This is a genomic window from Cupriavidus sp. 05N38, from assembly GCF_056397345.1.
Genome location: NZ_JBFTNF010000082.1, coordinates 1 through 21,463, shown reverse-complemented (window position 1 = coordinate 21,463; position 21,463 = coordinate 1). Strand labels below are relative to the sequence as shown.

At 68.7% G+C, this 21,463-nt stretch carries 15 protein-coding genes; 11 read left to right on the top strand and 4 right to left on the bottom strand.

Annotated features, from left to right (window positions below; genetic code table 11):
* Positions 1 to 409: 409 nt before the first annotated feature.
* Together gspG and AC1DK4_RS35875 are read right to left on the bottom strand one after the other, a co-directional pair.
* Positions 410 to 832, bottom strand: a complete 423-nt coding sequence (gene gspG / locus AC1DK4_RS35880; protein WP_441618327.1) for a type II secretion system major pseudopilin GspG — start codon at positions 830 to 832, stop codon at positions 410 to 412.
* A 32-nt stretch (positions 833 to 864) separates the two neighbouring features.
* Positions 865 to 1,524 (bottom strand): lytic transglycosylase domain-containing protein, encoded by a 660-nt coding sequence (locus AC1DK4_RS35875; RefSeq protein ID WP_441618329.1) that lies wholly within the window; start codon positions 1,522 to 1,524, stop codon positions 865 to 867.
* Positions 1,525 to 2,294: 770 nt separating this feature from the next.
* Here AC1DK4_RS35875 and AC1DK4_RS35870 point away from each other — a divergent pair.
* From AC1DK4_RS35870 to AC1DK4_RS35830, 9 genes are all read left to right on the top strand, one after another.
* Positions 2,295 to 3,941, top strand: coding sequence for a multicopper oxidase family protein (locus AC1DK4_RS35870; RefSeq protein WP_441650045.1), 1,647 nt, complete (start codon positions 2,295 to 2,297; stop codon positions 3,939 to 3,941).
* Between the two features lie 88 nt (positions 3,942 to 4,029).
* Positions 4,030 to 4,620, top strand: a complete 591-nt coding sequence (locus AC1DK4_RS35865) for an SCO family protein (RefSeq protein WP_441618333.1) — start codon at positions 4,030 to 4,032, stop codon at positions 4,618 to 4,620.
* A 201-nt stretch (positions 4,621 to 4,821) separates the two neighbouring features.
* The gene (locus AC1DK4_RS35860; protein WP_441618335.1) at positions 4,822 to 7,341 is read left to right on the top strand and encodes a PKD domain-containing protein; all 2,520 of its coding nucleotides are present in this window, start codon (positions 4,822 to 4,824) and stop codon (positions 7,339 to 7,341) included.
* A gap of 278 nt (positions 7,342 to 7,619) precedes the next feature.
* Positions 7,620 to 9,620: a cytochrome-c peroxidase gene (locus AC1DK4_RS35855; protein WP_441618337.1), complete on the top strand. Its 2,001-nt coding sequence runs from the start codon at positions 7,620 to 7,622 to the stop codon at positions 9,618 to 9,620.
* Positions 9,621 to 9,684: 64 nt separating this feature from the next.
* Positions 9,685 to 12,153, top strand: a complete 2,469-nt coding sequence (locus tag AC1DK4_RS35850; RefSeq protein WP_477132113.1) for a PKD domain-containing protein — start codon at positions 9,685 to 9,687, stop codon at positions 12,151 to 12,153.
* A 178-nt stretch (positions 12,154 to 12,331) separates the two neighbouring features.
* Positions 12,332 to 14,560 (top strand): multicopper oxidase family protein, encoded by a 2,229-nt coding sequence (locus AC1DK4_RS35845; RefSeq protein WP_441618342.1) that lies wholly within the window; start codon positions 12,332 to 12,334, stop codon positions 14,558 to 14,560.
* A 72-nt stretch (positions 14,561 to 14,632) separates the two neighbouring features.
* Positions 14,633 to 15,124: a hypothetical protein gene (locus tag AC1DK4_RS35840; RefSeq protein WP_441643379.1), complete on the top strand. Its 492-nt coding sequence runs from the start codon at positions 14,633 to 14,635 to the stop codon at positions 15,122 to 15,124.
* Between the two features lie 12 nt (positions 15,125 to 15,136).
* Positions 15,137 to 16,102: an SCO family protein gene (locus AC1DK4_RS35835; protein WP_441618346.1), complete on the top strand. Its 966-nt coding sequence runs from the start codon at positions 15,137 to 15,139 to the stop codon at positions 16,100 to 16,102.
* 86 nt (positions 16,103 to 16,188) lie between these two features.
* Positions 16,189 to 17,415 carry a DUF5666 domain-containing protein gene (locus AC1DK4_RS35830; RefSeq protein WP_441618348.1) on the top strand — a complete coding sequence of 409 codons (1,227 nt, stop codon included), beginning with the start codon at positions 16,189 to 16,191 and terminating at the stop codon, positions 17,413 to 17,415.
* A 152-nt stretch (positions 17,416 to 17,567) separates the two neighbouring features.
* On the opposite strand, the gene AC1DK4_RS35825 is transcribed toward AC1DK4_RS35830, so the two are convergent.
* Positions 17,568 to 18,299 carry a hypothetical protein gene (locus tag AC1DK4_RS35825; RefSeq protein ID WP_477132112.1) on the bottom strand — a complete coding sequence of 244 codons (732 nt, stop codon included), beginning with the start codon at positions 18,297 to 18,299 and terminating at the stop codon, positions 17,568 to 17,570.
* A 108-nt stretch (positions 18,300 to 18,407) separates the two neighbouring features.
* On the opposite strand from AC1DK4_RS35825, the gene AC1DK4_RS35820 reads away from it, so the two are divergent.
* Positions 18,408 to 19,349 carry an alpha/beta hydrolase gene (locus AC1DK4_RS35820; protein WP_441618352.1) on the top strand — a complete coding sequence of 314 codons (942 nt, stop codon included), beginning with the start codon at positions 18,408 to 18,410 and terminating at the stop codon, positions 19,347 to 19,349.
* A gap of 130 nt (positions 19,350 to 19,479) precedes the next feature.
* On the opposite strand, the gene fabI is transcribed toward AC1DK4_RS35820, so the two are convergent.
* On the bottom strand, positions 19,480 to 20,268 hold the full coding sequence (gene fabI, locus AC1DK4_RS35815; RefSeq protein ID WP_441618354.1) for an enoyl-ACP reductase FabI: 789 nt from the start codon (positions 20,266 to 20,268) through the stop codon (positions 19,480 to 19,482).
* Positions 20,269 to 20,507: 239 nt separating this feature from the next.
* On the opposite strand from fabI, the gene AC1DK4_RS35810 reads away from it, so the two are divergent.
* On the top strand, positions 20,508 to 21,463 hold a 956-nt coding region (locus tag AC1DK4_RS35810; protein ID WP_477132111.1), incomplete at its 3' end, for an extracellular solute-binding protein.

Genomic DNA, 21,463 nt, shown 5'->3' with positions numbered 1-21,463 from the left:
GACAGCCTTGCCTGCGCCGCGCATTGGCGCGCGGTGCAGGGCGGCGTGCCTAGCAGCGTGCCTTGCTGGCGGGCATGCACGCGCGTCCCGCCGGGACGGTGCGTGCGCATCCCGCGCGCCAGTGCGCGTTCGCCGCCGGCCGGAGGCAATACCGGCTGCCCTTGTGGAAACTGGATATGGTTGGCTTCATGTCACCCCCGACCCGCTAGGGTTTGTCTTTGTCTTCGCGCCGGACCCGTTCCGCCGCGTCTTGCGGCAGGCGCCCCGGCGTTGCCGGTGGCCCTGTGTTCCCCTGTCGCCGCGAGCTCAGTTGGGCACGGCTGGCTCGCCGTTGCCCACGCGCGGCGCTTTGTTTTCTTGTCTGGCAAGGCGCCCGGTGCATGCCCTGCTGCGGTGTTCCGTTCCGTCTTCAGTTGGTGATGTCGGCGTTGTCGCCGGTGCCGCCCGCCTGGCCGTCCTTGCCGAACGAGCGGATCTCGATCTCGCCGGCGGTGCCGGGCGACTTGTATTGATACGGGTGTCCCCACGGATCGGCGGGGACCGCTTTCTTCAGGTACGGGCCGTTCCACTGCGAGCCGCCGCCCGGCTTGCTCACCAGCGCAACGAGGCCTTCCTCTGTGCTCGGATAGCGCCCTACGTCCAGGCGATAGGTGTCGAGCGCCTTCTCCAGCGCGTCGATCTGCGCCTTGGCGATGGTGCGCTCGGACTTGCCGAGCTGCGAGAAGTACTTCGGCCCGACGTAGGCCGCGAGCAGCCCGATGATGACCACCACGATCAACAATTCGAGCAGCGTGAAGCCGGCGCCGGGGTGGCGGTGCGGATGCGTATTCATGGCGGCTCTCGTGGCGTCTTTCATGGCGTCCTTCACGGCTTGGCCTGGTTGCGGCTGGATTGCATGCGGGCGAGCACGGCCGGCACGTAGAGCATGGTTTCGCGGTACGGCGGGATGCGCCTGGCGTGCCTGGCCACGGCGCCCTCGCCGGCGTTGTAGGCGGCCAGCGCCAGCGCCACGTTGCCGCCGTGCAGGTCGAGCAGATACTTCAGGTGGCGGACTCCGGCCTCGATGTTCTGCGCGGGATCGGACAGCTCGGTGACGCCGTACATGGCCGCGGTCGACGGCAGCAACTGCATGACGCCGGTGGCGCCCTTGGCGGAGACGGCGGCGGGGTTGCCCCTGGATTCGACCTCGATCACCGCCTTGACCAGGGCGGCATCCACGGCGTGCTTCGCCGACAGTTGCTCGACCAGCGCCGCCAGCGGCAGGTCGCGCAGGCCCGCCGGCGCGGAGCCGTTGTCGGGGCGCGCGCCAGCGCGAGACGCGACGGCCTTGCCCGGCACGGCGGCGCGCGGCGTTTCGCCGCGCAGGTAGAGCCGGTAGCTCTTGTCGAGTGGCTGGCTGGCGAAGCGCACCTCCCCGTCCGGTCCCTCGGAGCGGTAGATGTCTGCGGCATACCCCGCTCCCGAATAGCCATAGCCTGTCTGGCCAATCGAAAAAGAGATGAGAATTTTTATTATTGGGCTCATGTCAGCTCCTCACCAACATGGCAAAAGATTAGCACGGGGATAATCCAAAAGAAAAGATGGGGCGGACCATCCTGTGGGATGAATGACAGGCGCTGTTACAAGGTTGAAAAGATTATTCCGTTGCGGATATTGGTGTCTGGCCACGCTGGATGCAACTAGAGGCCGCCATATTGAAATGTCCACACATTGCTCATCCATCTGCATGATAGCGTGGTCAGGCACAATCAATAAATTATTAGGCGTTCGCGCAAACCGGTGGGAAACCGGTGTCTCGCGAGCTAATAAAAAGGGCGAAGCGAAGAAACCGGCATTAGTTTTTATTTTAATAAAAACGAAAATGCAAACGGTTCTCGAATGGGGCGTCAAGCTCCGGCCGGCGGCGCAAGCGCCATCCGGCAACGCCTGCAGGGAAAGCCCCGGGGGGGGATCAAGGGAGAGCATGCCATGCGGCATCAGACGTGTATGAATCCGTCACGGGCGATTACGCCGTGCCGGTTCGGGGTCTTGTCATTTTTAACCATCCAAGCTGCGGAAAACCCCAGGTTGGTGCACCGAAGTCAATGGTTCCGCCGGCTCTAATTAGCGCCGCCGCGGAACAGGTCATTCCACGTAATTAAAGGGAGGCTGCTGGGCGGCAGGGGTGCGCTCGTCCGGAGAAAATGGTATCAAAACAGGATGGTAAAAAAATGAGTAAATCGGGTGGGCGGGAAAATAAACGGGAAAATAGAAGGGCATTCTTCGGGCGGGCAGCGGCCGGCGCGACAGCGGCAGTGCTTGGAGAGGGACTGGGTACGCAAGGCGCGCTGGCCAAGGACGGCGGCGATTCGCGTGGCAGCCCGGCGACACGGCCCTTTATCGAGGTATTGCCGGTGCCGCCGGTCAAGCAGCCGGTGCCGGCACTGGTCCCGGCGGCGCAGCGCGTGCCCGGCGCCGGCGAATGCGGCCGCGCGGAACACCAGCGCTGGGCCGACTTCACCGCGCAGCGGCTCTACGAGCTGCGCGTCAGGCAGGCGCTGCACTCGTTCCACCGCGACCTGCCGACGCAGCCGGTCTGGGGCTACGACGGCCTCGTGCCGGGCCCGACCTTCGTGGCCCGGTACAACGAGCCCATTGTCGTGCGCATCCACAACGACCTGCCGGCGAACCATATCGGGTTCGGCTCGCCGGAGATCAGCACGCACCTGCACAACCTGCACACCGCCTCCGAGAGCGACGGCTTCACCGGCGACTACTACAGCGCGGGCAAGGCCGGCCCCACGCTCAGCGCACCGGGCGGATACAAGGACCATCTCTACCCGAACTGCTATGCCGGGTACGATGCCTATGCCGCGACGCATGGCGACTCCCGCGAGGCGCTCGGCACGCTGTGGTACCACGACCACCGGCTCGATTTCACCGCGCCCAACGTGTACCGCGGCCTCAGCGGCTTCTATCTGCTGTTCGACGAGCTGGATTCGGGCAACGAGAACGACCCCAATCCCAATGCGCTGCGCCTGCCCAGCGGGGTTGGCGTCTACGACATCCCGCTCGTCATCCAGGACCGCCAGTTCGACGCCAAGGGCATGCTCTATTTCGATCCGTTCAATTCGGATGGCATCCTCGGCGACAAGTTCTGCGTCAACGGCAAGATCCAGCCGCTGTTCGAAGTGGAGCGCCGCAAATACCGCTTCCGCCTGCTCGACGGCGGCCCGGCGCGCTTCTACGAGTTCTACCTGACCTACAAGGGCGTCGACCAGGAGTTCACCTACCTGGCCAACGACGGCAACCTGCTGCCGGCGCCGCTGGCGATGAAATCGATCCGGATGGGCGTGGCCGAGCGCGCCGACATCGTCATCGATTTCTCCCGCTATCCGATCGGCAGCCAGCTGTTCCTGGTCAACCGCCTCGAACAGACCGACGGGCGTGGCCCGAGCGACAAGCGCTTGTCGCCGGGCACGCAGATCCTGCGCTTCGATGTGCGGGCCGATCCCAGGGTGCCCGATGCCAGCCGCGTGCCGGCCACGCTGCGCGAGGTGCCGCCGATGCCGACGGCCGCGCAGCTCAAGAAGCTGCCGACCCGCGTGTGGGAGTTCGACCGATCCAACGGCGGCTGGACCGTCAACGGGCAGCTGTTCGACGTCACGCGGCCGGCGGCCACGCCCCGGCGCGGCGCCGAGGAGGTGTGGGTGCTGCGCGGCAAGGGCAACTGGTCACATCCGGTCCATATCCACTTCGAGGAAGGCCGCATCCTGTCGCGCAACGGCAATGCGCCGCCGCCGCATGAGCGCGGGCGCAAGGACGTGTATGTGATCGGGCCCGGCGAAGAGGTGAAGCTGTTCATCCGCTTCCGCGACTACGAGGGGAAATACATGATGCATTGCCATAACGGCCAGCACGAGGACCACGCGATGATGATCCGCTTCGACATCGTGCCCTGATCCGGCGAACGGCACGCACGACGCGATACACGGCCCGGTACACAGAGCGAACGCACGCACGACCAAAACCATGGCGGAGCACGACAACATGTCTTCCAAGCGAACCCTCCTGAAAGCCCTGTGCGGCGCGGCGCTGCTGCCGGCGGCGGCGAGCGCCCGCGGCCTGGCCGTTGCCGCCAGGCACGGCCCGCGGGCCGGCTATTTTCCCAACGTCATGTTCGAGACGCACGACGGGCGCAAGGTGCGTTTCTACGACGACGTCGTCAAGGGGCGCCTCGTCGTCTTCAACATGATGTACACCGCCTGCGCCGGCATCTGCCCGCCCAACACGGCCAACCTGATGGCGGTGCAGGCCGCGCTCGGCCACCGCGTGGGTCATGACATCCACCTGGTCTCGCTGACGCTGCAGCCCGAGCTCGACACGCCCGCGGCGCTGCAGGCGTATGCGCGGCAGTACGGCATCCGGCCCGGCTGGACGTTCCTGACCGGCCGGCGCGCCGACATGGACCTGGTCAGGCGCAGGCTCGGCTTCTACGACTCGGATCCGGCGGAGGACGCGCTGCTGTCGCGCCATACCGGCATGCTCAGCATCGGCAACGAGCCGCTCGACCGCTGGTGCATGATGCCCGCGCTCACGGCGCCGCAGCAGATTGCGCACGCGGTGCGGAACATGGCGTAGTCATCGGCACAAGCGCCGCGGCTTGCAAGCGGCGCGTGCCCGCAACCTTGGCAACCGGGGATCGAAGGAGGCTTGTTGGGTCTGTGAGCAAGCGCGGTGGCGGCGATGCTGCCGGCGGCGCGAGGCAAGTCGACGGGCCCGGGGGCGGGCGGTGGCGCCCGACCGGGCGCGCCAGGGTGACGATAAGTGGAGGGCAATATCATGAACGACGCGATTGACATGACTAGGCGGCACGGGGCGGCACGTGCAGCGCTTCGCACGACGCGAGAGCGGCTGGCGTACCGGCGGCTCGGGGCCTGGCTGGCGACGATCCTGCTCCTGGTGCAGCTGTGCTGGCAGCAACAGGCGCTGGCGCAGCTGCCGCCGCCGGGCACGGCATCGCAGTTCGACATCGTGGGGTTCCTGCAGGAGGCCACGTTGAACGGGCCGAACCCGACCGCCGTCACCGGCGGCAAGCTCAAGGTCAATGGCCACGTGGTGGTCGTGCCGGACCACACCATCGTGATGCTTCCGGCGAACGCGCTGACCTGGAAGGAGCTGTTCGACCAGGCGCCGGCACCCTACACGGGCGTGTCGAGCGGCATGGCGCTCGCCGACTCGCCGCAGCCGCTGACCACGTATGAGGTGCACGTGATCGGCAATCGCGTCGGCGACACCTATATCGCCGGGCTGATCTTCCTGTCGCAACAGGACCTGAATGCCGGCGCGGGCTATATCAATTACATCGATTACGCCGCCGGCGAGATGTACGTGGGCGGCAAGCTGACACTCGACCTTGCCACCGGCGTGCCGCAGAACGTGCTGTCGGCCGGCAATCCGGGCACGCGCGTGCGCATCAACGATCCCGACGGGAAGTACGGGCGCGCGGGCAGCCCCGACAAGCGCTTCACGCTCGATCCTGACAACCCGACCATCCGCAGCGCCACCGGCTTCCCCATGTGCCTGCCGCGGACCAACCCCAATGATCCGCAGGCCATTCCCGATGCGCTGTGCCCGCAAGGCAACCGGCCCAAGGACGTGGCCGGCAACTTCGTGCCGGCCTTCACCATGCCGGCGCCGGCTGCGCTGGCGCCGGGCCAGCTGCCCGACCCGCGCATCATGGCGCCGTTCCAGGTCGGCGACTACGTCAACTTCGCCGGCACACTGGTGACCGACAGCGGCACCAGCGGCGCGTACCCGGGCGGCAGCGCCGGCACCTACGTGTCCGCGCATACCGTGACCAACAACGTGGCCATCTATACCGCGCCCGGTACCAACCCGGCCTACGTCGCGGTGGAGGTCACGATCATCGGCACGGGCGGGCTGACCGTGATCGGCGCGGGCGAGGCCGCGATCCGCACGCGCTTCGAAGGGATGACCACCGACCCGAGCCGCAACATCCATCTCTACGGCATCGACGTCAACACCGACGGCTCGACCACCGATCGCGACTGGGGCACGATCGCGGTCGACCCGGGCCCGCCGAACGGCGCGGTACAAGGCCGCTGGCGCTTCCGCCCGCCGTGCACCGCCGTCACGGCGACGGTCAAGGCCTGCACGCCTCCCGCGGGCGGCAACTTCATCCCCCCGACGCGCGAGGTGCGCGCCGTGATCGAAGGCGCGTGGACGCCCGCGACCCGGCAGGCCGACACCGGCGGCGCCAACGGGCTGATGGCAGGGCAGTATCGCGCGCCGATCCTGGAATACATCTTCCCGGAGAACGTGCCCGGCACGCCGCCGCCGCCCAACAACTTCGAGACGATCCCGTTCCTCGCGCAAGGCGGCTACACGTCGTCGGCCGGCACCATCGTCGGGCAGCTCAACCCGTGGCCCGGCGCGCAGGCACCGGGCACCTGCACGGCGCCGGCCGCCAATGCCGGCACCGACTTCAGCGTGGCCTCGGGCGCGCGGGCGGTACCGCTCACCGGCAGCGCGACCGGCACGGGGCCGTTCACCTATGCCTGGCAGGCCGTGTCGCCGCCGGGCACGGTGATCACCAACCCGACCTCGCCGAACCCCACGTTCGACGCGCCCGTCATTGCAGCCGGCGGCGCCGCGCAGACGATGACGTTCCGGCTGACCGTCACCGGCTGCAAGAACCAGACGGCGACGTCCACCGTCACCGTGACGGTGCTGCCGCCGAGCCACCCGGTGCCGGTGATCAACCCGATCGCGCCGGTCACCGTCAACTCGGGCGTGCCGGTCACGCTGACCGCCAGCAGCAGCGGCGCAGCGGGCACCACGTACACGTGGACGCAGACGGGCGGCCCGGCGCAGGCGTTCTCGCAGCAACCGGCGGGCTCGGCGTCGATCCGCTTCACGCGGGCAATTCCGCTCGGGCAGATCACGCGCGACGTGCTGACCTTCACCGTGACCGCGAACGACGGCGGGCAGGTGTCGCAGCCGGTCAGCGTCACGGTGACGGTTGTGCCGGTGCCCGACGTGGTGACCGTCACCACGGCTGAGTACCGCACGTCCAAGCAGCGACTCGACCTGACGGTCACGTCGTCCATCGTGAACCCGAACCTGGTGTTGACGCTGCAGCCGTACCGCACCACCACGGGCGCGCTGTTCGACCCCGGCACGCTGGGCGCGACGCTGGCCAATACCGGCGGCGGCACCTACACGCTGGTCCTGGTCGGCGCGCCGCAGCCGGCGGCGCCGCCGGCCACGCCGCTGACCGTGAAGTCGAGCATCGGAGGCACGAGCCCGCAGACGGCACTGACGCGGATACGCAACTAGTACGCAAAGGGCATGGCCGGGATGCGGTTCGCGCCGCATCCCGGACCACCAGCCCGCCTTGACAAGCATTGCGCCAGGGCGCGCCGCGCGCGGCGCACACCTGGTGGACACGGGGAGAGAGGGTCATGAGCCAGCACCAGCCCGGAGACGGGGTAGGGGGAGCGTTGCCCGAAGCTGCGCGGGCAGCGCCAGCGGCAGCGACAGCGCAAGCCTTCGGGGAAGCGGCGGCACAGGCCGCGCAAGAACATTCGGGGGCGCGCCGGCGGGCAGCCCGGCGCGTGGCGCGGTGGCTCGTCGCGGGCGCGGCAGGCGCGTTGCTGGTGGTGCCACTGGTCGGCTCGCACCTGCTGCATGCCCAGTCGTCGACGCAGATATTCCCGGTGCAGCGGCCGCTCGGGTCGCTCAAGACGGTGCCGGTGCCGGGGCCGACTGACCAGGAGCTGGCGGAGTTCGTGCGCGACAAGACCGCCGCGGTCCAGCTCGGCAAGGCGCTGTTCTGGGATGCCCGCGTGGGCAGCGACAACCGCACCGCCTGCGCCACCTGCCACTTCCATGCCGGCGCGGACAACCGCATCACCAACCAGATCAACCCCGGACTGCTGGCCGGCGACACCGCGTTCCAGGCGGGCGGCAACTATGCCGGCCCGAACTACACGCTGCGTGCGGCCGATTTTCCGCTGACACGCCATGGGGACATCGACGATGCGGGGACCATCGCCGCGGACGTCAACGACGTGGTGTCATCGCAGGGCGTGTTCACGGCGAAGTTCGATGCCGTGCGCGCCAATGCCAGGCCAGACGACTGCACCGTGGTCACCGATTCGGTGCTGCACGGCGGCACCGGCTTCGACCTCAACGGCGTGAACACCCGGCGCGTGGAGCCGCGCAATACGCCGAGCGTCATCAACGCGGTTTTCAACTTCCGCAATTTCTGGGACGGCCGGGGCAACAACGTGTTCAACGGCGGCGACCCGTTCGGCCTGCGCAACACGCAGCCGCTGGCGTGGAAGTTCGATAAGGGTGTGCTGCGCAATGTCGCCGTCTCGCTGTCCTCGTCGTCGCTGGCCTCGCAGGCGTCGGGCCCGCCGATGAGCGGCAACGAAATGAGCTGCCAGGGGCGGGCGTTCGTGGAGCTGGGGCAAAAGCTGCTCAAGGAGCGCCTGCTGGCCGATCAGGACATCTCGCCGCGCGACAGCGTGCTGGGCGCCTACGCGCTGCGCGCGCCGACGTACGCGGAGCTGATCAGGAAGGCGTTCCGTCCGGAGTTCTGGTCCGCGCCGGTCATCCTCAGCCTGCCGGGCTCGCACGCACTGAACTTCAAGCCGATGGACCTGCAGCGGCAGCGCCGCCGGGACGACAATGACTTCGACTTGCGGCGCTTTCGCGGCAACCTCGTCACCACGCAGATGGAGGCCAACTTCGCGTTGTTCTTCGGCATCGCGGTGCAGATGTACGAGGCCACGCTGGTTTCCGACGATACGCCGTTCGATCGCTTTGCCGAGGGCGACCGCACCGCGCTGACCGCGCAGCAGATGCGCGGGCTCATGCTGTACCAGGAGCGCGGGCGCTGCATCAGCTGCCATGGCGGCCCCGAGACCACCAACGCGGCGTTCAGCAACGTGCAGAACCAGCGCGTGGAGCGCATGACCATGGGTGACGGCGCCGTGGGCATCTACGACACCGGCTTCTACAACATCGGTGTGCGGCCGACGCGGGAGGATATCGGCCTCGGCGGCAACGATGCGTTCGGCAATCCGCTGTCGGAAACGCGCATGGCGCAGCTCGGCAAGGGCGCGCTGCTGGGCAACGGCTTCGGCAGCAGCCCGTTCCCGCAGGGGCAGCGCATCGTCGCGGACGGGGCGTTCAAGGCGCCGGGCCTGCGCAACGTCGAGTTCACCGGGCCGTACTTCCACAACGGCGGGAAGTCCACGCTGATGCAGGTGATCGACTTCTACAACCGGGGCGGGGATTTCGCCTACGCCAACCGCGACGACTTCGATTTCCATGTGGGCCCGATCGGCCTGAGCCAGGCCGAGAAGGAGGATCTTGTGTCGTTCCTGCTGTCACTGTCGGACGACCGGGTGCGGTACAGCCGCGCGCCGTTCGACCATCCGTCGATCTGCATGCCGAACGGTCACCAGGGCGGTTCGCGGTCCGTGGCGCAGGACGTCCGCAAGGGGACCGCCATCGACCTGATGCAATGCGTGCAGGCGGTCGGGGCCGACGGCACGCGCAAGGGTTTGCAGACGTTTCTGGGGCTAAGTCCGTTCGCGCACTGAATTGCGGCGTCGAGACCGCGTCATGCAGAACGTTGCGCTGAATGGCAAATGGGGAGGCCATCGTATGTCGGATCCAATCGAACCAACCGGCGGCGCGGGGGCGCGCCGGGGCAGTGGCCGGGGCGTGGTCGGGGCGCCGTTCGCGCTGCTGTGGCTGCTGGCGCTGGCCGTGCTGGCGGCGCTGGCGATGCCTGCCCGCGCGCAGGCGCCGGCGCCTGGCGTCGACGCGCAGTTCGACGTACTGGGCTATATCCAGGAGGCCACCCTCGACGGCTGCGGCGACGCGCTGTGCGGCGGCAAGATGCGGGTCAACGGCCACACCATCGTCATTCCCGCCAATACCATCGTGATCCTTCCGGCCAACGCGCTGACCTGGAAGGAGCTGTTCACACAGGCGCCGGCGCCGTACACCAACGTGGCCACCGGCATGGCGCTGGCTGACCTGCCGGCGCCGCTCAGCGGCTACGAGGCGCACGTGATCGGCAACCAGGTGGACGATGTCTATATCGCCGGCCTGGTCTATATCTCCCAGCAGTCGCTCAACAGCGGCACGGGCTTCATCAACTACATCGACTACGCGGCGGGCGAGCTGCGCGTGGGCGGGCGGCTGGTGCGCGACGGCGGCGGCGTGCCGCAGAACGTGCTGGACGCCAGCAAGCCCGGCACGCGCGTGCGCATCAACGATCCGGGCGGGCGCTTCGGGCGCGCCATGTCGCCGGACCGGCGCTTCACGATCGATGCCGACAACCCGACCATCCGCAGCGCGACCGGCTATCCGATGTGCGTGCCGCGCGTGGACGCGTCGCGCCAGGCCGACGATGCGGCGTGTCCGCAGGGCAACCGGCCCAGGGACATCAGCGGGCAGTTCTCCACCAACTTCACCATGCCTGACCCGGCGGCGCTGGCGGCCGGGCAACTGCCGGACCCGCGCATCATGGCGCCCTTCGAGGTGGGCGACCATGTCACCTACTCCGGCACGCTGGTCGGCGACCGTGGCGCTCAGGGCCCGTACCCGCCGACCGACGCGACCTATGTGTCGGCGCACACGCTGGTCGCCAACATCGGCATCTTCACGGCGCCGTTCACGGACCCCGCATATGTCGCGATCGATGTGACGATTCTCGGCAACGGCGGCATCTCGGTGCCGGCGAACCAGGAGGCAGTGGTGCGCACGCGCTTCGAGGGCGTCACCACCGACCCCAGCCGCAATGTCCTCCTGTACGGCATCGACGTCGCGCCCGACGGCACCACGAGCGAGCGCGAATGGGGCATCGTGGGTGTCGATCCCGGCGCCCCGACCGGCACCGTCAAGGGCCGCTGGCGCTTCCGCCCGCCATGCACGGGCCTGGTCGCCACGTTCAATTTCTGTTTCGGCCCGCTCGAGGAGAACACGTTCCTGCCGGCCACGCGGGAAGTGCGCGCCGTCATCGAGGGTGCGTGGACGCCGGCCACCAGCACGCCGCTGAAGAATGGCCTGATTGCCGGGCAGTACCACGCGCCGATCCTCGAATACCTGTTCCAGGAGAGTTTCCCCGGCGTGACGCCGCCGCCGATCAGCTTCGCGACGATGCCCTTCCTGGCCAGGGGCGGCTACAGCTCGTCGAGCGGCGTCGTGGCCGGGCCGCTCAAACCCTGGCCGGGATCGGGCCAGCCGGTGTCATGCACGGCGCCCCGGGCCAGCGCCGGCGCCAACATGACCGTGCAATCGGGCGCAACCAAGGTGCAGCTCAACGGCACCGCGAGTGGCTCCGGGCAGCTTGCCTACGCATGGACGCCGCCGAAGGGCGTGACGCTCGCACCGTCCGCCTCGGTCCTCAACCCGACCTTCACCGCGCCCACGGTGACGGCCACCAACACGCTGCTGTTCACGTTGACCGTGACCGGCTGCGACGGCCTGCAGGCCACCTCGGCGATGACCGTCACTGTCACGCCGCCGCAGGCCGCCGTGCCGTTCGTCAGCCCGTTGTCGCCCCTGACGGTGCCTTCGGGCTCGACGGTGGTGCTGACCGCCAATGGCACCGGCGCCCACAAGCTCAGCTACACGTGGACGCAGACCGGCGGGCCGCCGCAGGCATTCAGCCAGCCCAGCGGCAGCGCGAGCATGACGGTCAGCCGCGCGTTGCCGGTCGGCCAGTCCGCCAGCGACGTGCTCGCGTTCACGGTGATCGCCACCGACACGGTCACCAACGCGAAGTCCGCGCCGGTGACGGCCACCGTCACGTTCACGCCGGCGGCGGACACCGACACCATCACCGTGGCCGAGTACCGCATCTCGCGGCAGCGGCTCGACGTGACGGCGGTCTCGTCCGTGGCCAGCCCGAAGGTCGTCCTCACGCTGCAGCCATACCGCACGACCAGCGGCAGGCTGTTCGACCCGGCCACGATGGGCAACACGATGACCAACAACKGGGGCGGCAACTACACGCTGTCGCTGGTCGGCGCGCCACAGCCCGGGCCGGGGGAGGGCCTGGTCGTGAAGTCGAACCTGGGCGGCAGCAGCCCGCCGACGCCGTTGACGCGCGTGCGCAACTGACGCTGCGCGCAGTGGGATGCAGTACCCGGGAGGCTGCCGCGGCGGGCCTCCCGGCGACCACGGGCGGAAGGCGCACATGTGCGCGCCTTACCGGCCGGGCGCAGGAAGCGGCAATGCTTGTACGGGGAGGGCCGGCGCATGCGCCGGAAAAGTTCGACACCGAGACGGAGAGGAAACCATGCTGTATCTACCCAGTAACGCACCGGCAGAAGAGGTCCGCAAGGCCGAGCGGGCACGACGGAACCGGCTGGAGATCGTACAGGCACTGTCGCACGGGAAGGTCACGCGGCGCGAACTGCTCAAGTGGGGGCTGATCACGGCGACCGGCATGCTGGCGAACAAGCATGGGCTGAACCCCTTCGTCGGGCAGGCGTGGGGCAAGGGCGGCAGCGGCAGCAGCGGCAGTGGCAGCGGCGGCAGCAGCGGGTCTCCCACCGGCATCGCAGCCAGCTCGCTGTTTGGCGCGGCGCCGTTCAGTCAGCCCATGCCGCGCATGGACGTGCTGCCGCGCAAGCCGGTTTCGGCGCTGAGTCCGGCGCCCACGCACGAGGCCAACACCACGCTCCAGGCGGTGCCGGCGGTGCTGGGCGGCGGCTTCGGCCCGGTCGAAGGCCGCCCGCCCGGCCCGATCTGGGCGCACCAGGGCTGGGACATTCTTCCGCCCCAGGTCGCCTACGAGGTGGCCACCAGCGGCCTTACGCACAACTTCGCCTACAACCCTGGCGTCGACTCGCGCCTGAACTGCGGCATCGATCCGCTGCATTCGGTACAGACGTGCTTCCACCCCAGCATGCCGGACCAGTCGGCGACCAAGTTCTGGACCTTCAACGGCACGTTCCCGCCCAAGCTGGTGCTGGCCCGCTACGGCGAGCCCATCTTGTACCGCCACCACAACGCGCTGCCGGCCGACCGCACGCAAAACGGCGGCTTCGGCCTCCATACGCTGTCGACGCACGAGCACAACGGCCACCATGGCGCGGAGAACGACGGGTTCACCGGTGCATTCTTCTTCCCGGGCCAGTTCTACGACTATCACTGGCCGCTGGTGCTCGCCGGCTTCCGCTCGATCAACACCACGGCCAGCGACCGGCGCGCCGGCAGCCCGGACGGCAACGGCGGCATCACGAAGATCCCCGGGGACTGGCACGAGACCATGAGCACGCACTGGTTCCACGACCACATGTTCAGCTTCACATCGCAGAACGTCTACAAGGGCGTCGCGGCGATGATGAATATCTACAGCGCGCTGGACCGCGGCAACGAGTCGATCAACGACGGGGTGAACCTGCGGCTGCCGAGCGGGCGCGCCAAGGACTGGGGCAACCTCGACTACGACGTCAACCTGATGCTGGCCGACAAGGCGTGGGACCGCGACGGCCAGATGCAGTTCGACATCTTCGACCTCGACGGCTTCCTGGGCGACCAGCCCACCGTCAACGCGGTGTACAAGCCGTACTTCGAGGTCGAGCGCCGCAAATACCGCTTCCGCATCCTCAACGCCTCGGTGTCGCGCTTTTTCAAGCTGATGCTCAGCGACGGCTCGCCGATGATCCAGATCGGCAACGACGGCAACCTGCTGCCGCGCCCGGTCGTGCTGTCGCAGCTCGACGAGATGGGCATCGCCGAGCGCTACGACATCGTTATCGACTTCTCGCGCTATACCAATGGCGCGCGCGTGCAGCTGGTCAACCTGGCCGAGCACGACAACGGCAAGCGCGTGGCGCATGACCTCACGCTGGGCGAGGCGCTGTCGGGCAAGTCGAAGGACACGTGCGTGGGGCCGATGCTCGAGTTCCGCGTGGTGCGCGATCCGCCGCAACCCGACCTCAGCCAGGTGCCGGCCACGATGATCCCCAACCCCGACCTGTCGAAGATCCCGGTGGCGCGCGAGCGCACCTTCATCCTCGGGGACGGGGCGAAGCAGACGACCGGGAAGTCCGCTTCGGGCTTCTTCGGCCCGTGGGGCATCCGCGTGGATGGCGGCGACACGCTGGCGGCGGACTACGGCCGGGTGTCGGCGGCGCCAAAGGCCGGCACGCGCGAGATCTGGAACCTCGTCAATGCTGGCGGGGGCTGGGACCACCCGCTGCATATCCATTTCGAGGAGGGGCAGATCCTCGAGCGCGATGGCAGTGCGCAGAAGGTGCCGGCCTGGGAACAGGGCCGCAAGGACGTCTACCGGCTGCACCCGAGCGGCAAGCTCAAGATCACGATGCAGTTCCGCGACTGGGGCGGCATGTTCATGGAGCACTGCCACAACACGGTTCACGAAGACAACGCCATGTTGCTGCGATGGGAGATCGATGACTCGGGCTCGCCGTTCCTGCGTCCGTTGCCGACGCCGATCCCGACACCGCAGGGGGTGACGTTCCAGGATCCGGTCGAAGTCCTGAAGACGGCGCTCTAGGCAAGGGGCGGACCGGGACCCCGGCGGCGCCGGGGTCCGCGGCGGTGGCATGCAGCGTAACGGAGGGACATCATGAGGCAGGAAAGAAGGGGCGGGCCCGGAAGGGCCGGGATCGGCATCGTGGCGCTCTGGCTGGGGCTGGCGGGCGCGGTGGCCGATGCCGGCGCGCAGCCGGCCGAGGAACCGCAGACCCACTCGTCCGCGGTGCGGGTGGCCGGCAAGATGCCGGAGGCCGACGAGAACGTCGTGTTCTCGGGCATGGCGACGATCGACACCACGTTGATCGTCGCGCCGCCGGCGGCGCCGGTGGCGGAGATCGCGTTCGACTTTTCCGCGGTGTCCGCGCGCGGGGAAAGGAGCGGCATCGCATACCGCGTGGACAGCCCGACCAGCCTGCAGCGCAGGCTGACCCTCGGCGAGACCATCGAGGTCAGCTTTCCGTACTACCCGGAGGGCGAGCCGCTCGCGGCCCGGTCGGCGACCGCTTCGTTCAGGCTGCTCACTAGCGGCAAGACGTCCCGGGCGATCGTGGTGGGCACCGCGCGGCCGGGGCCGGCGAACTGAGGAGGGCGCGACATGCCGACCAGCCAGTACCTGCGCCGCGCCGCGGCAGCGTGGTGGATGTTGTGGACGACGCTGTGCATGGCGGCGCTCGGCGCCGCCATGCCGGCGCGCGCCCAGACCCCGTGGGGCGCGGACTATTTTCCGAACGTGGAGCTGAAGACCCAGGACGGCAGGACCGTGCGCTTCTATGACGACCTGCTCAAGGGCAAGGCGGTGGCCATCAACCTGGTCTACTCGAGCTGCGAGAACATCTGCCCGCTGGAGACCGCCAAGCTGGTAGAGGTGCAGAAGCTGTTCGGCGAGCGCATGGGCCGTGACATCCATTTCTACTCCATCGCCATCGACCCCTGGGACACGCCGGCGGAGCTGAAGTCCTACGCGAAGAAGTTCGGCGTGGGACCAGGCTGGCTGTTCCTGTCGGGCAAGGAAGCGGACATCCGGCTGATCGCGCGCAAGCTGGGCCTGTCGCGCGCCAACGATCCGGAGACGCGCGACGGCCACAGTGCCACGCTGATGGTCGGCAACGTGCCGGCGGGGCAGTGGATGCGGCATTCGGCCATCGACAACCCGCAGTTCCTCGCCACCGCCATCACCAACTTCATGGGCTGGAGCCGCCCCGCGCCGGCGCAGGCGCCCGCGGTGGACTACGCGCTCGCCAGGCCGGTGCTGATGGGGCGTGGCGAGGTGCTGTTCCAGAGCCGCTGCGCTGCGTGCCATACGGTCGGCCATGGCGACCGCCTCGGCCCCGATCTGCAGGGCGTCACCGCGCGCCGCATCAAGCCATGGCTGACCCGCTACGTGACCGAGCCGGACAAGATGCGCGCCGAGGGCGATCCGACGGCCGTGCGCCTGTTCCGGCAATACAACGAGCTCCGCATGCCGAACCTCGGGCTGGGCGGCGAGGACGTGGCCGCGTTGCTCGGCTATCTCGAGACGCGGGACAGGGCCAACAGCGCGGTCAGGGCCGCCGTGCCCTGACGCGCGAGCCGGGAACGACCACGGTGCTGCGGACCGCGCCCGCGGCACGGTGGACTCGATGTAGTGCAACAGAGAAGGGGACCAAGATGACGATGACTCGCTCGAAGCGCCGCCTGCCGGCGCGACAGATCTGCCTGGCCGCCGCCGCCGGCTTCACGGCGCTCCTGGTGGCCTGCGGCGGGGGCGGGGGCGGCGGCGACAGCGGCACGCCTGCCGCGCCGGCGGCGACCACCACCGCGACGACGTTCAGCGGGCCGATCTCCGGATTCGGGAGCATCTTCGTCAACGGCGTGCGCATCGACAACAGCGCGGCCTCCATCACGCTGGACGACGACAATCCGGGCGGGCGCGACGACGATCTCAGGCTGGGCATGGTGGTGGAGGTCCAGGGCCAGCGCGACAACGCGGGCGCGACCGGCCGGGCCACCAGCATCGCGTCGCGCAGCTTCGTGCAGGGCCCGGTCTCGACCGTCAATGCCGGGGCCGGCACGCTCACCGTGTTCGGCGTCAGGATCACGGTCACCCCGTCGACCGTGTTCGACGGCAGCGGCCTGAGCGGACTGGCCGCGCTCGCGCCGAACGACATCGTCGAGGTGCACGGCCTGCCCGACGCCACCGGCGCCAGCCTGAAGGCCACGCGCATCGAACGCAAGGCCGCGGGCAGCGAGGCACGGCTGACCGGCATCGTGCAGAACGCCGCCGCCAGCACCTTCACCATCAACGGCATCACGGTGCAGTTCACCCCGGGCGTGCTTGCCAACCTGCCCGGCGGCGTCGTCAACGGCGCCACGGTCCGCGTGAAGGGCACGCTCGCCACGCCGACGGTGATTGCCGCGACGCGCGTGCGCGGCACCAGCCTCGTCCCGGCCATCGTCGCGGGCCAGCGGGCAGAGCTCGAAGGCGCCATCACGCGCTTCACGTCGGCGACGGACTTCGAGGTGTCCGGGCTGCGGGTGACCGTGCCGGCGACGGCCGTGGTCAGCGGCACGCCGGTGCTTGGCGCGCGCGTGGAGGTCAAGGGCACGGTCGCGGGCGGGGTGCTGAGCGCCACGCAACTCGAGGTCGAGGACGAGGCGCACGAAGCCAGCGAAGCCAACGAGCTCCACGCCGTGGTGGCGAGCATCGACAAGGCCTCGCTCACGCTGACGCTGCGCAGCGGCACGCTGGCCGTGCAGTGGAGCAGCGCGACGGCGTTCGACGCGGCGACCCTGCCGCGCGGCGCGGAGAGCCTGCTGGTGGGACAGCGGCTGGAGGTGCGCGGCAAGGTGGCCGGCAATGTCGTGCTCGCCAGCCGCATCAAGGTAGACAACTAGGCAAGGCAGCATCCGGCGGGGAAGGCGCGCGGCGGTCAGCCGCCTGCGCGCGTCCGGCCGCCGGGTGCCGGTCGGACCGGTACCACGGCTGACCTGGACCGGGTATCTTTGACCCGCGTAGCGAACACCCCCCTGCTACGCGGGCTTTTTTTTCAGATCGGGTTATTCATGGCTGGCGACGGCTTCCTGCTCCTGGCTTGCGTGCCGCCGGGCGCCGTGTGCGCCGGGCGGGGCGGACTGCGCAGGGCGGGGCCCGCGGCCGGCGCGGCGCGGCTGCTCCCGCGCGCGAAGGGGATGCCGTGCGGAAACCAGTAGACGGTGGCGGCGCCGGATGCGAAGCCGCCTAGCCCCGGGTAGCCGGCCCCGGCGTAGGCAGTCCGGCGCACAGGGATGCCGGCCAGCGCGTCCGTGTTCTCCACGAATTGCCAGCTGCTGTCAGCACGCCTGCAGGCAATGCCGATGACCTGCCAGGGGGCATTGTCGATCACGGCCTGTACCGACACCTGGTCGCAGGGGGACCCGACGACCCAGCCCCGCCCCGGGATCGGCGCGGCGGTCGGGACGGTGGTCGGCACGGTCATCGGGTAGTGCAGCCCGTCGGCCATCGGGGCGGCCATCGTGTCGGCCCAGGGTGGAGCCATCGAGTCCGCCAGCGGCGCGGCCATGGTATCCGYCAGCGGGGCGGACCACTGCCCGTGCGCCTGATTCGCCACTCCACCTGCGCCCAGGCCAAGGGCGACGCACATCGCTACCAGCGCTCCTGCTTTCCTCGTCATGATCTCCGCCTCCCGCCCCTGGCCGGATTGCGCGTCCGTCTCTCCGGTAGTCGCCCCGCCGGCCATTGCCGCGCCGGCCGCGCCGATATCGCCCTCGATTTCTTTCACTCTAGGGCACCGTCGTGCGGCCTGCCCGCCATTTACGGCGGCCGGCGTGCGGGCAGCGGCGGCCAGTCAGGACTAAGATCTCATCAGCGGGCTGCCTGCGGTTGCGGCATGCGCGGTATCGACATCCTGGCCGATCTCATGTCCAACTTCTCAAGCGCCGCCGGAACCGGCGGCACCGGGGCCGGTGGCACCAGAAAAGTGCGCTACTGGCTGGCCGGCGGGGCCTGTGTGCTGCTGGCCGCCGCCGTGGCGCGCCATGCGCTGTTCCTGGCCGTCGAGAGCGACGCGTTCGAGCCCAAGCCGGCCAGCGCCGCCGACGCGCTCACGCCCGACCGCCTGGGCGCGCCGTCCCGCCAGTTCGCGTTCGCCAGCGGCGAGCGCATGCTGCGCGCGTCGTGCGTGCTGGCGCAAAGCGCCGAGGCACCGGCGCTGCTGATCTATCACGGCGACGAGGAAAATCTCTCCGACTGGGCCAGCGCGCAGGCGCTGCTGTACCGCAACGGCATTGCCTCGTGCGTGTTCGACTACAGCGGCTACGGCGCCAGCGGCGGCAAGCCCGGCGTGCGCAACCTGCGGGAAGATGGCCTGGCGGCCTACAGCCAGTTCCTGGCGGCCACGCCGCAGGCTGCGCGGCGCTATGTGATGGGGTTCTCGCTGGGCTCCGGCGCGCTGCTCGACGTGGTCCAGGCGCTGCAGCCGGCGCCGGCGGGCATGGTGATCGCTGCCGGCTTCACATCGGCGCGCGAGGCGGCCGTGGTCACGGGGCGCGTGCCCGCGTGGATGGCGCGGCTGCTGCCCGAGCCATGGGACAACGAGTCCCACCTGCGCGAATCCCGGCTACCCGTGCTGTTCGTCCACAGCCGCGCCGACGAAGTCATTCCGTTCGCGCATGCCGAGCGCCTGGCCGGCGCCGCGGCCGGCACCAGGCGCCTGGTGGCGCTCGACGGCCTGCCGCACGACGCCGCCATCGAACCCGAGCGCCAGGATCCGTTCTGGGCGCCGATCGTGGGTTACCTGCGCTCAGGCTCCCTGGAAGGCAACGGGGGCTAGCGATGCGGCCCGGGGCAACCTCCACAGTCCACCGGGAACTGCCAAAAGGAACAAAAAAAGGACGCCGGCCCAAGCCGCACGTCCTTTTCCGAGGCAATGCCAGGTATCTCCCGGCAGTACCGCTTCCGGCTTACGCTTCCGCGGGCAGGCTCGCGCCAACCGTGTTGAAACCGGCGTCCACGTACGTGATCTCGCCCGTCACGCCGCTGGACAGGTCCGACAGCAGGAAGGCGGCCACGTTGCCGACTTCCTCGATGGTCACGTTGCGGCGCAGCGGCGCGGCTTCCTCGAAGTGGCCCAGCAGCTTGCCGAAGCCCTTGATGCCGGAGGCGGCCAGGGTCTTGATCGGGCCGGCGGAGATGCCGTTGGCACGGATGCCGCGCGGGCCGACCGATGCGGCGAGGTAGCGCACGCTGGCTTCGAGCGAAGCCTTGGCCAGGCCCATGGTGTTGTAGTTGGGCACCGTGCGTTCCGCGCCGAGGTAGGTCAGCGTCAGCAGCGAGGCCTTGTCCGACAGCATCGGCAGGGCGGCCTTGGCCAGGGCGGGGAAGCTGTAGGCGGAGATGTCGTGGGCCACCCGGAACGCTTCGCGCGACAGGCCTTCGAGGAAATCGCCGGCGATCGCCTCGCGCGGGGCGAAGCCGATCGAGTGGACCAGGCCGTCGAGCTTGTCCCAGTGCTTGCCCAGTTCGGCGAAGGTATTGGCGATCTGCTCGTCGCTGGCGACATCGCATTCGAAGACGAGGTCGGTGCCGAATTCCTTGGCAAAGTCGTTGATGCGGTCCTTGAAACGCTCGCCGACATAGGTGAAGGCGAGTTCCGCGCCTTCGCGTTTGCAGGCCGATGCGATGCCGTAGGCAATCGAGCGGTTGGACAGCAAGCCGGTGATCAGGATTCGCTTACCTGCCAGAAATCCCATAGGTTCTCCAATGATGTTCGAGGCGGACGGGCACGGTTCGTGCAATGGCGTCCGGGGTTGCGGCGCGCACCGCGCGGTGGCTGCGCTGCGGCAGGCTGACGGCCGGCATGGCTGCGGCGCCGCGTACTGGAATGTCCGGATGGCTGGACGCCATCCGATCCAAGGTAAAATTGTCTCATAACTTGACCGCGCCGCCGACGGCCGCGGACTGTCCGATTCAGGTGGAGGACCCAAACCGGATGCATATTCGCGCACGTAGACCGCTTCAGGCGGCATGGCAGCGCTTCCGCACGATGTCGGTGCTGGGCTGTGGACTGTTAGCCCTGGGTGCCGCGGGTTTTCCCCTATCAGCTGACGCAGCCCATGGCTTCGCACAGTATGGTGAACTCAAGTATCCSGCCGATTTCACCCATTTCGACTACGYCAAYCCSGACGCGCCGCGCGGCGGGACGCTGACCCTCGCCAATCCCGACCGGCGCACCAGTTTCGACAAGTTCAATCCGTTCACGCTCAAGGGTACGTCGGCCCCCGGCGTGAATTCGTTGATGTTCGAGTCGCTGCTGATCCCCAGCGCGGACGAGACCGCCAGCGCCTACGGCCTGCTGGCAGACGACGTCACCGTGGCTCCGGACGAGCTGTCCGTGACGTTCCACCTGCGCCCGAAGGCGCATTTCAGCAACGGCGACCCGGTGCTGGCGAGCGACGTCAAGTATTCCTACGAGATGCTGATGAGCAAGGCGTCCAGCCCGGGCTACCGCAGCATGTGCACGGACGTGAAGGCGGTCACGGTAGTGGGCCCGCACACGGTGCGCTTCGATTTCAAGCAGCGCAATATCGAGCTGCCGCTGATCGTCGGCTCGCTGCCGGTGTTTTCCAGGAAGTGGACCGCCACGGTGCCATTCGAAAAGCTGACCTTCGAGGAGCCGGTGGCAAGCGGCCCCTACCTGGTCGACCGCTACGACGCGGGGCGCGGCATCACGTTCAGGCGCAATCCGGCGTATTGGGGCAACGATCTGGCGGTGCGGCGCGGCACCTTCAACTTCGACCGCGTGGTCTATCGCCTGTACAAGGACGAGACCGCGAAGCTGGAAGCCTTCAAGGCCGGCGAGTTCGACGCCATCGTGGAGTACAAGGCCAAGAGCTGGGCCAAGAGCTACGAGGGCAAGCGCTTCTCCAACGGCGACCTGATCAAGAC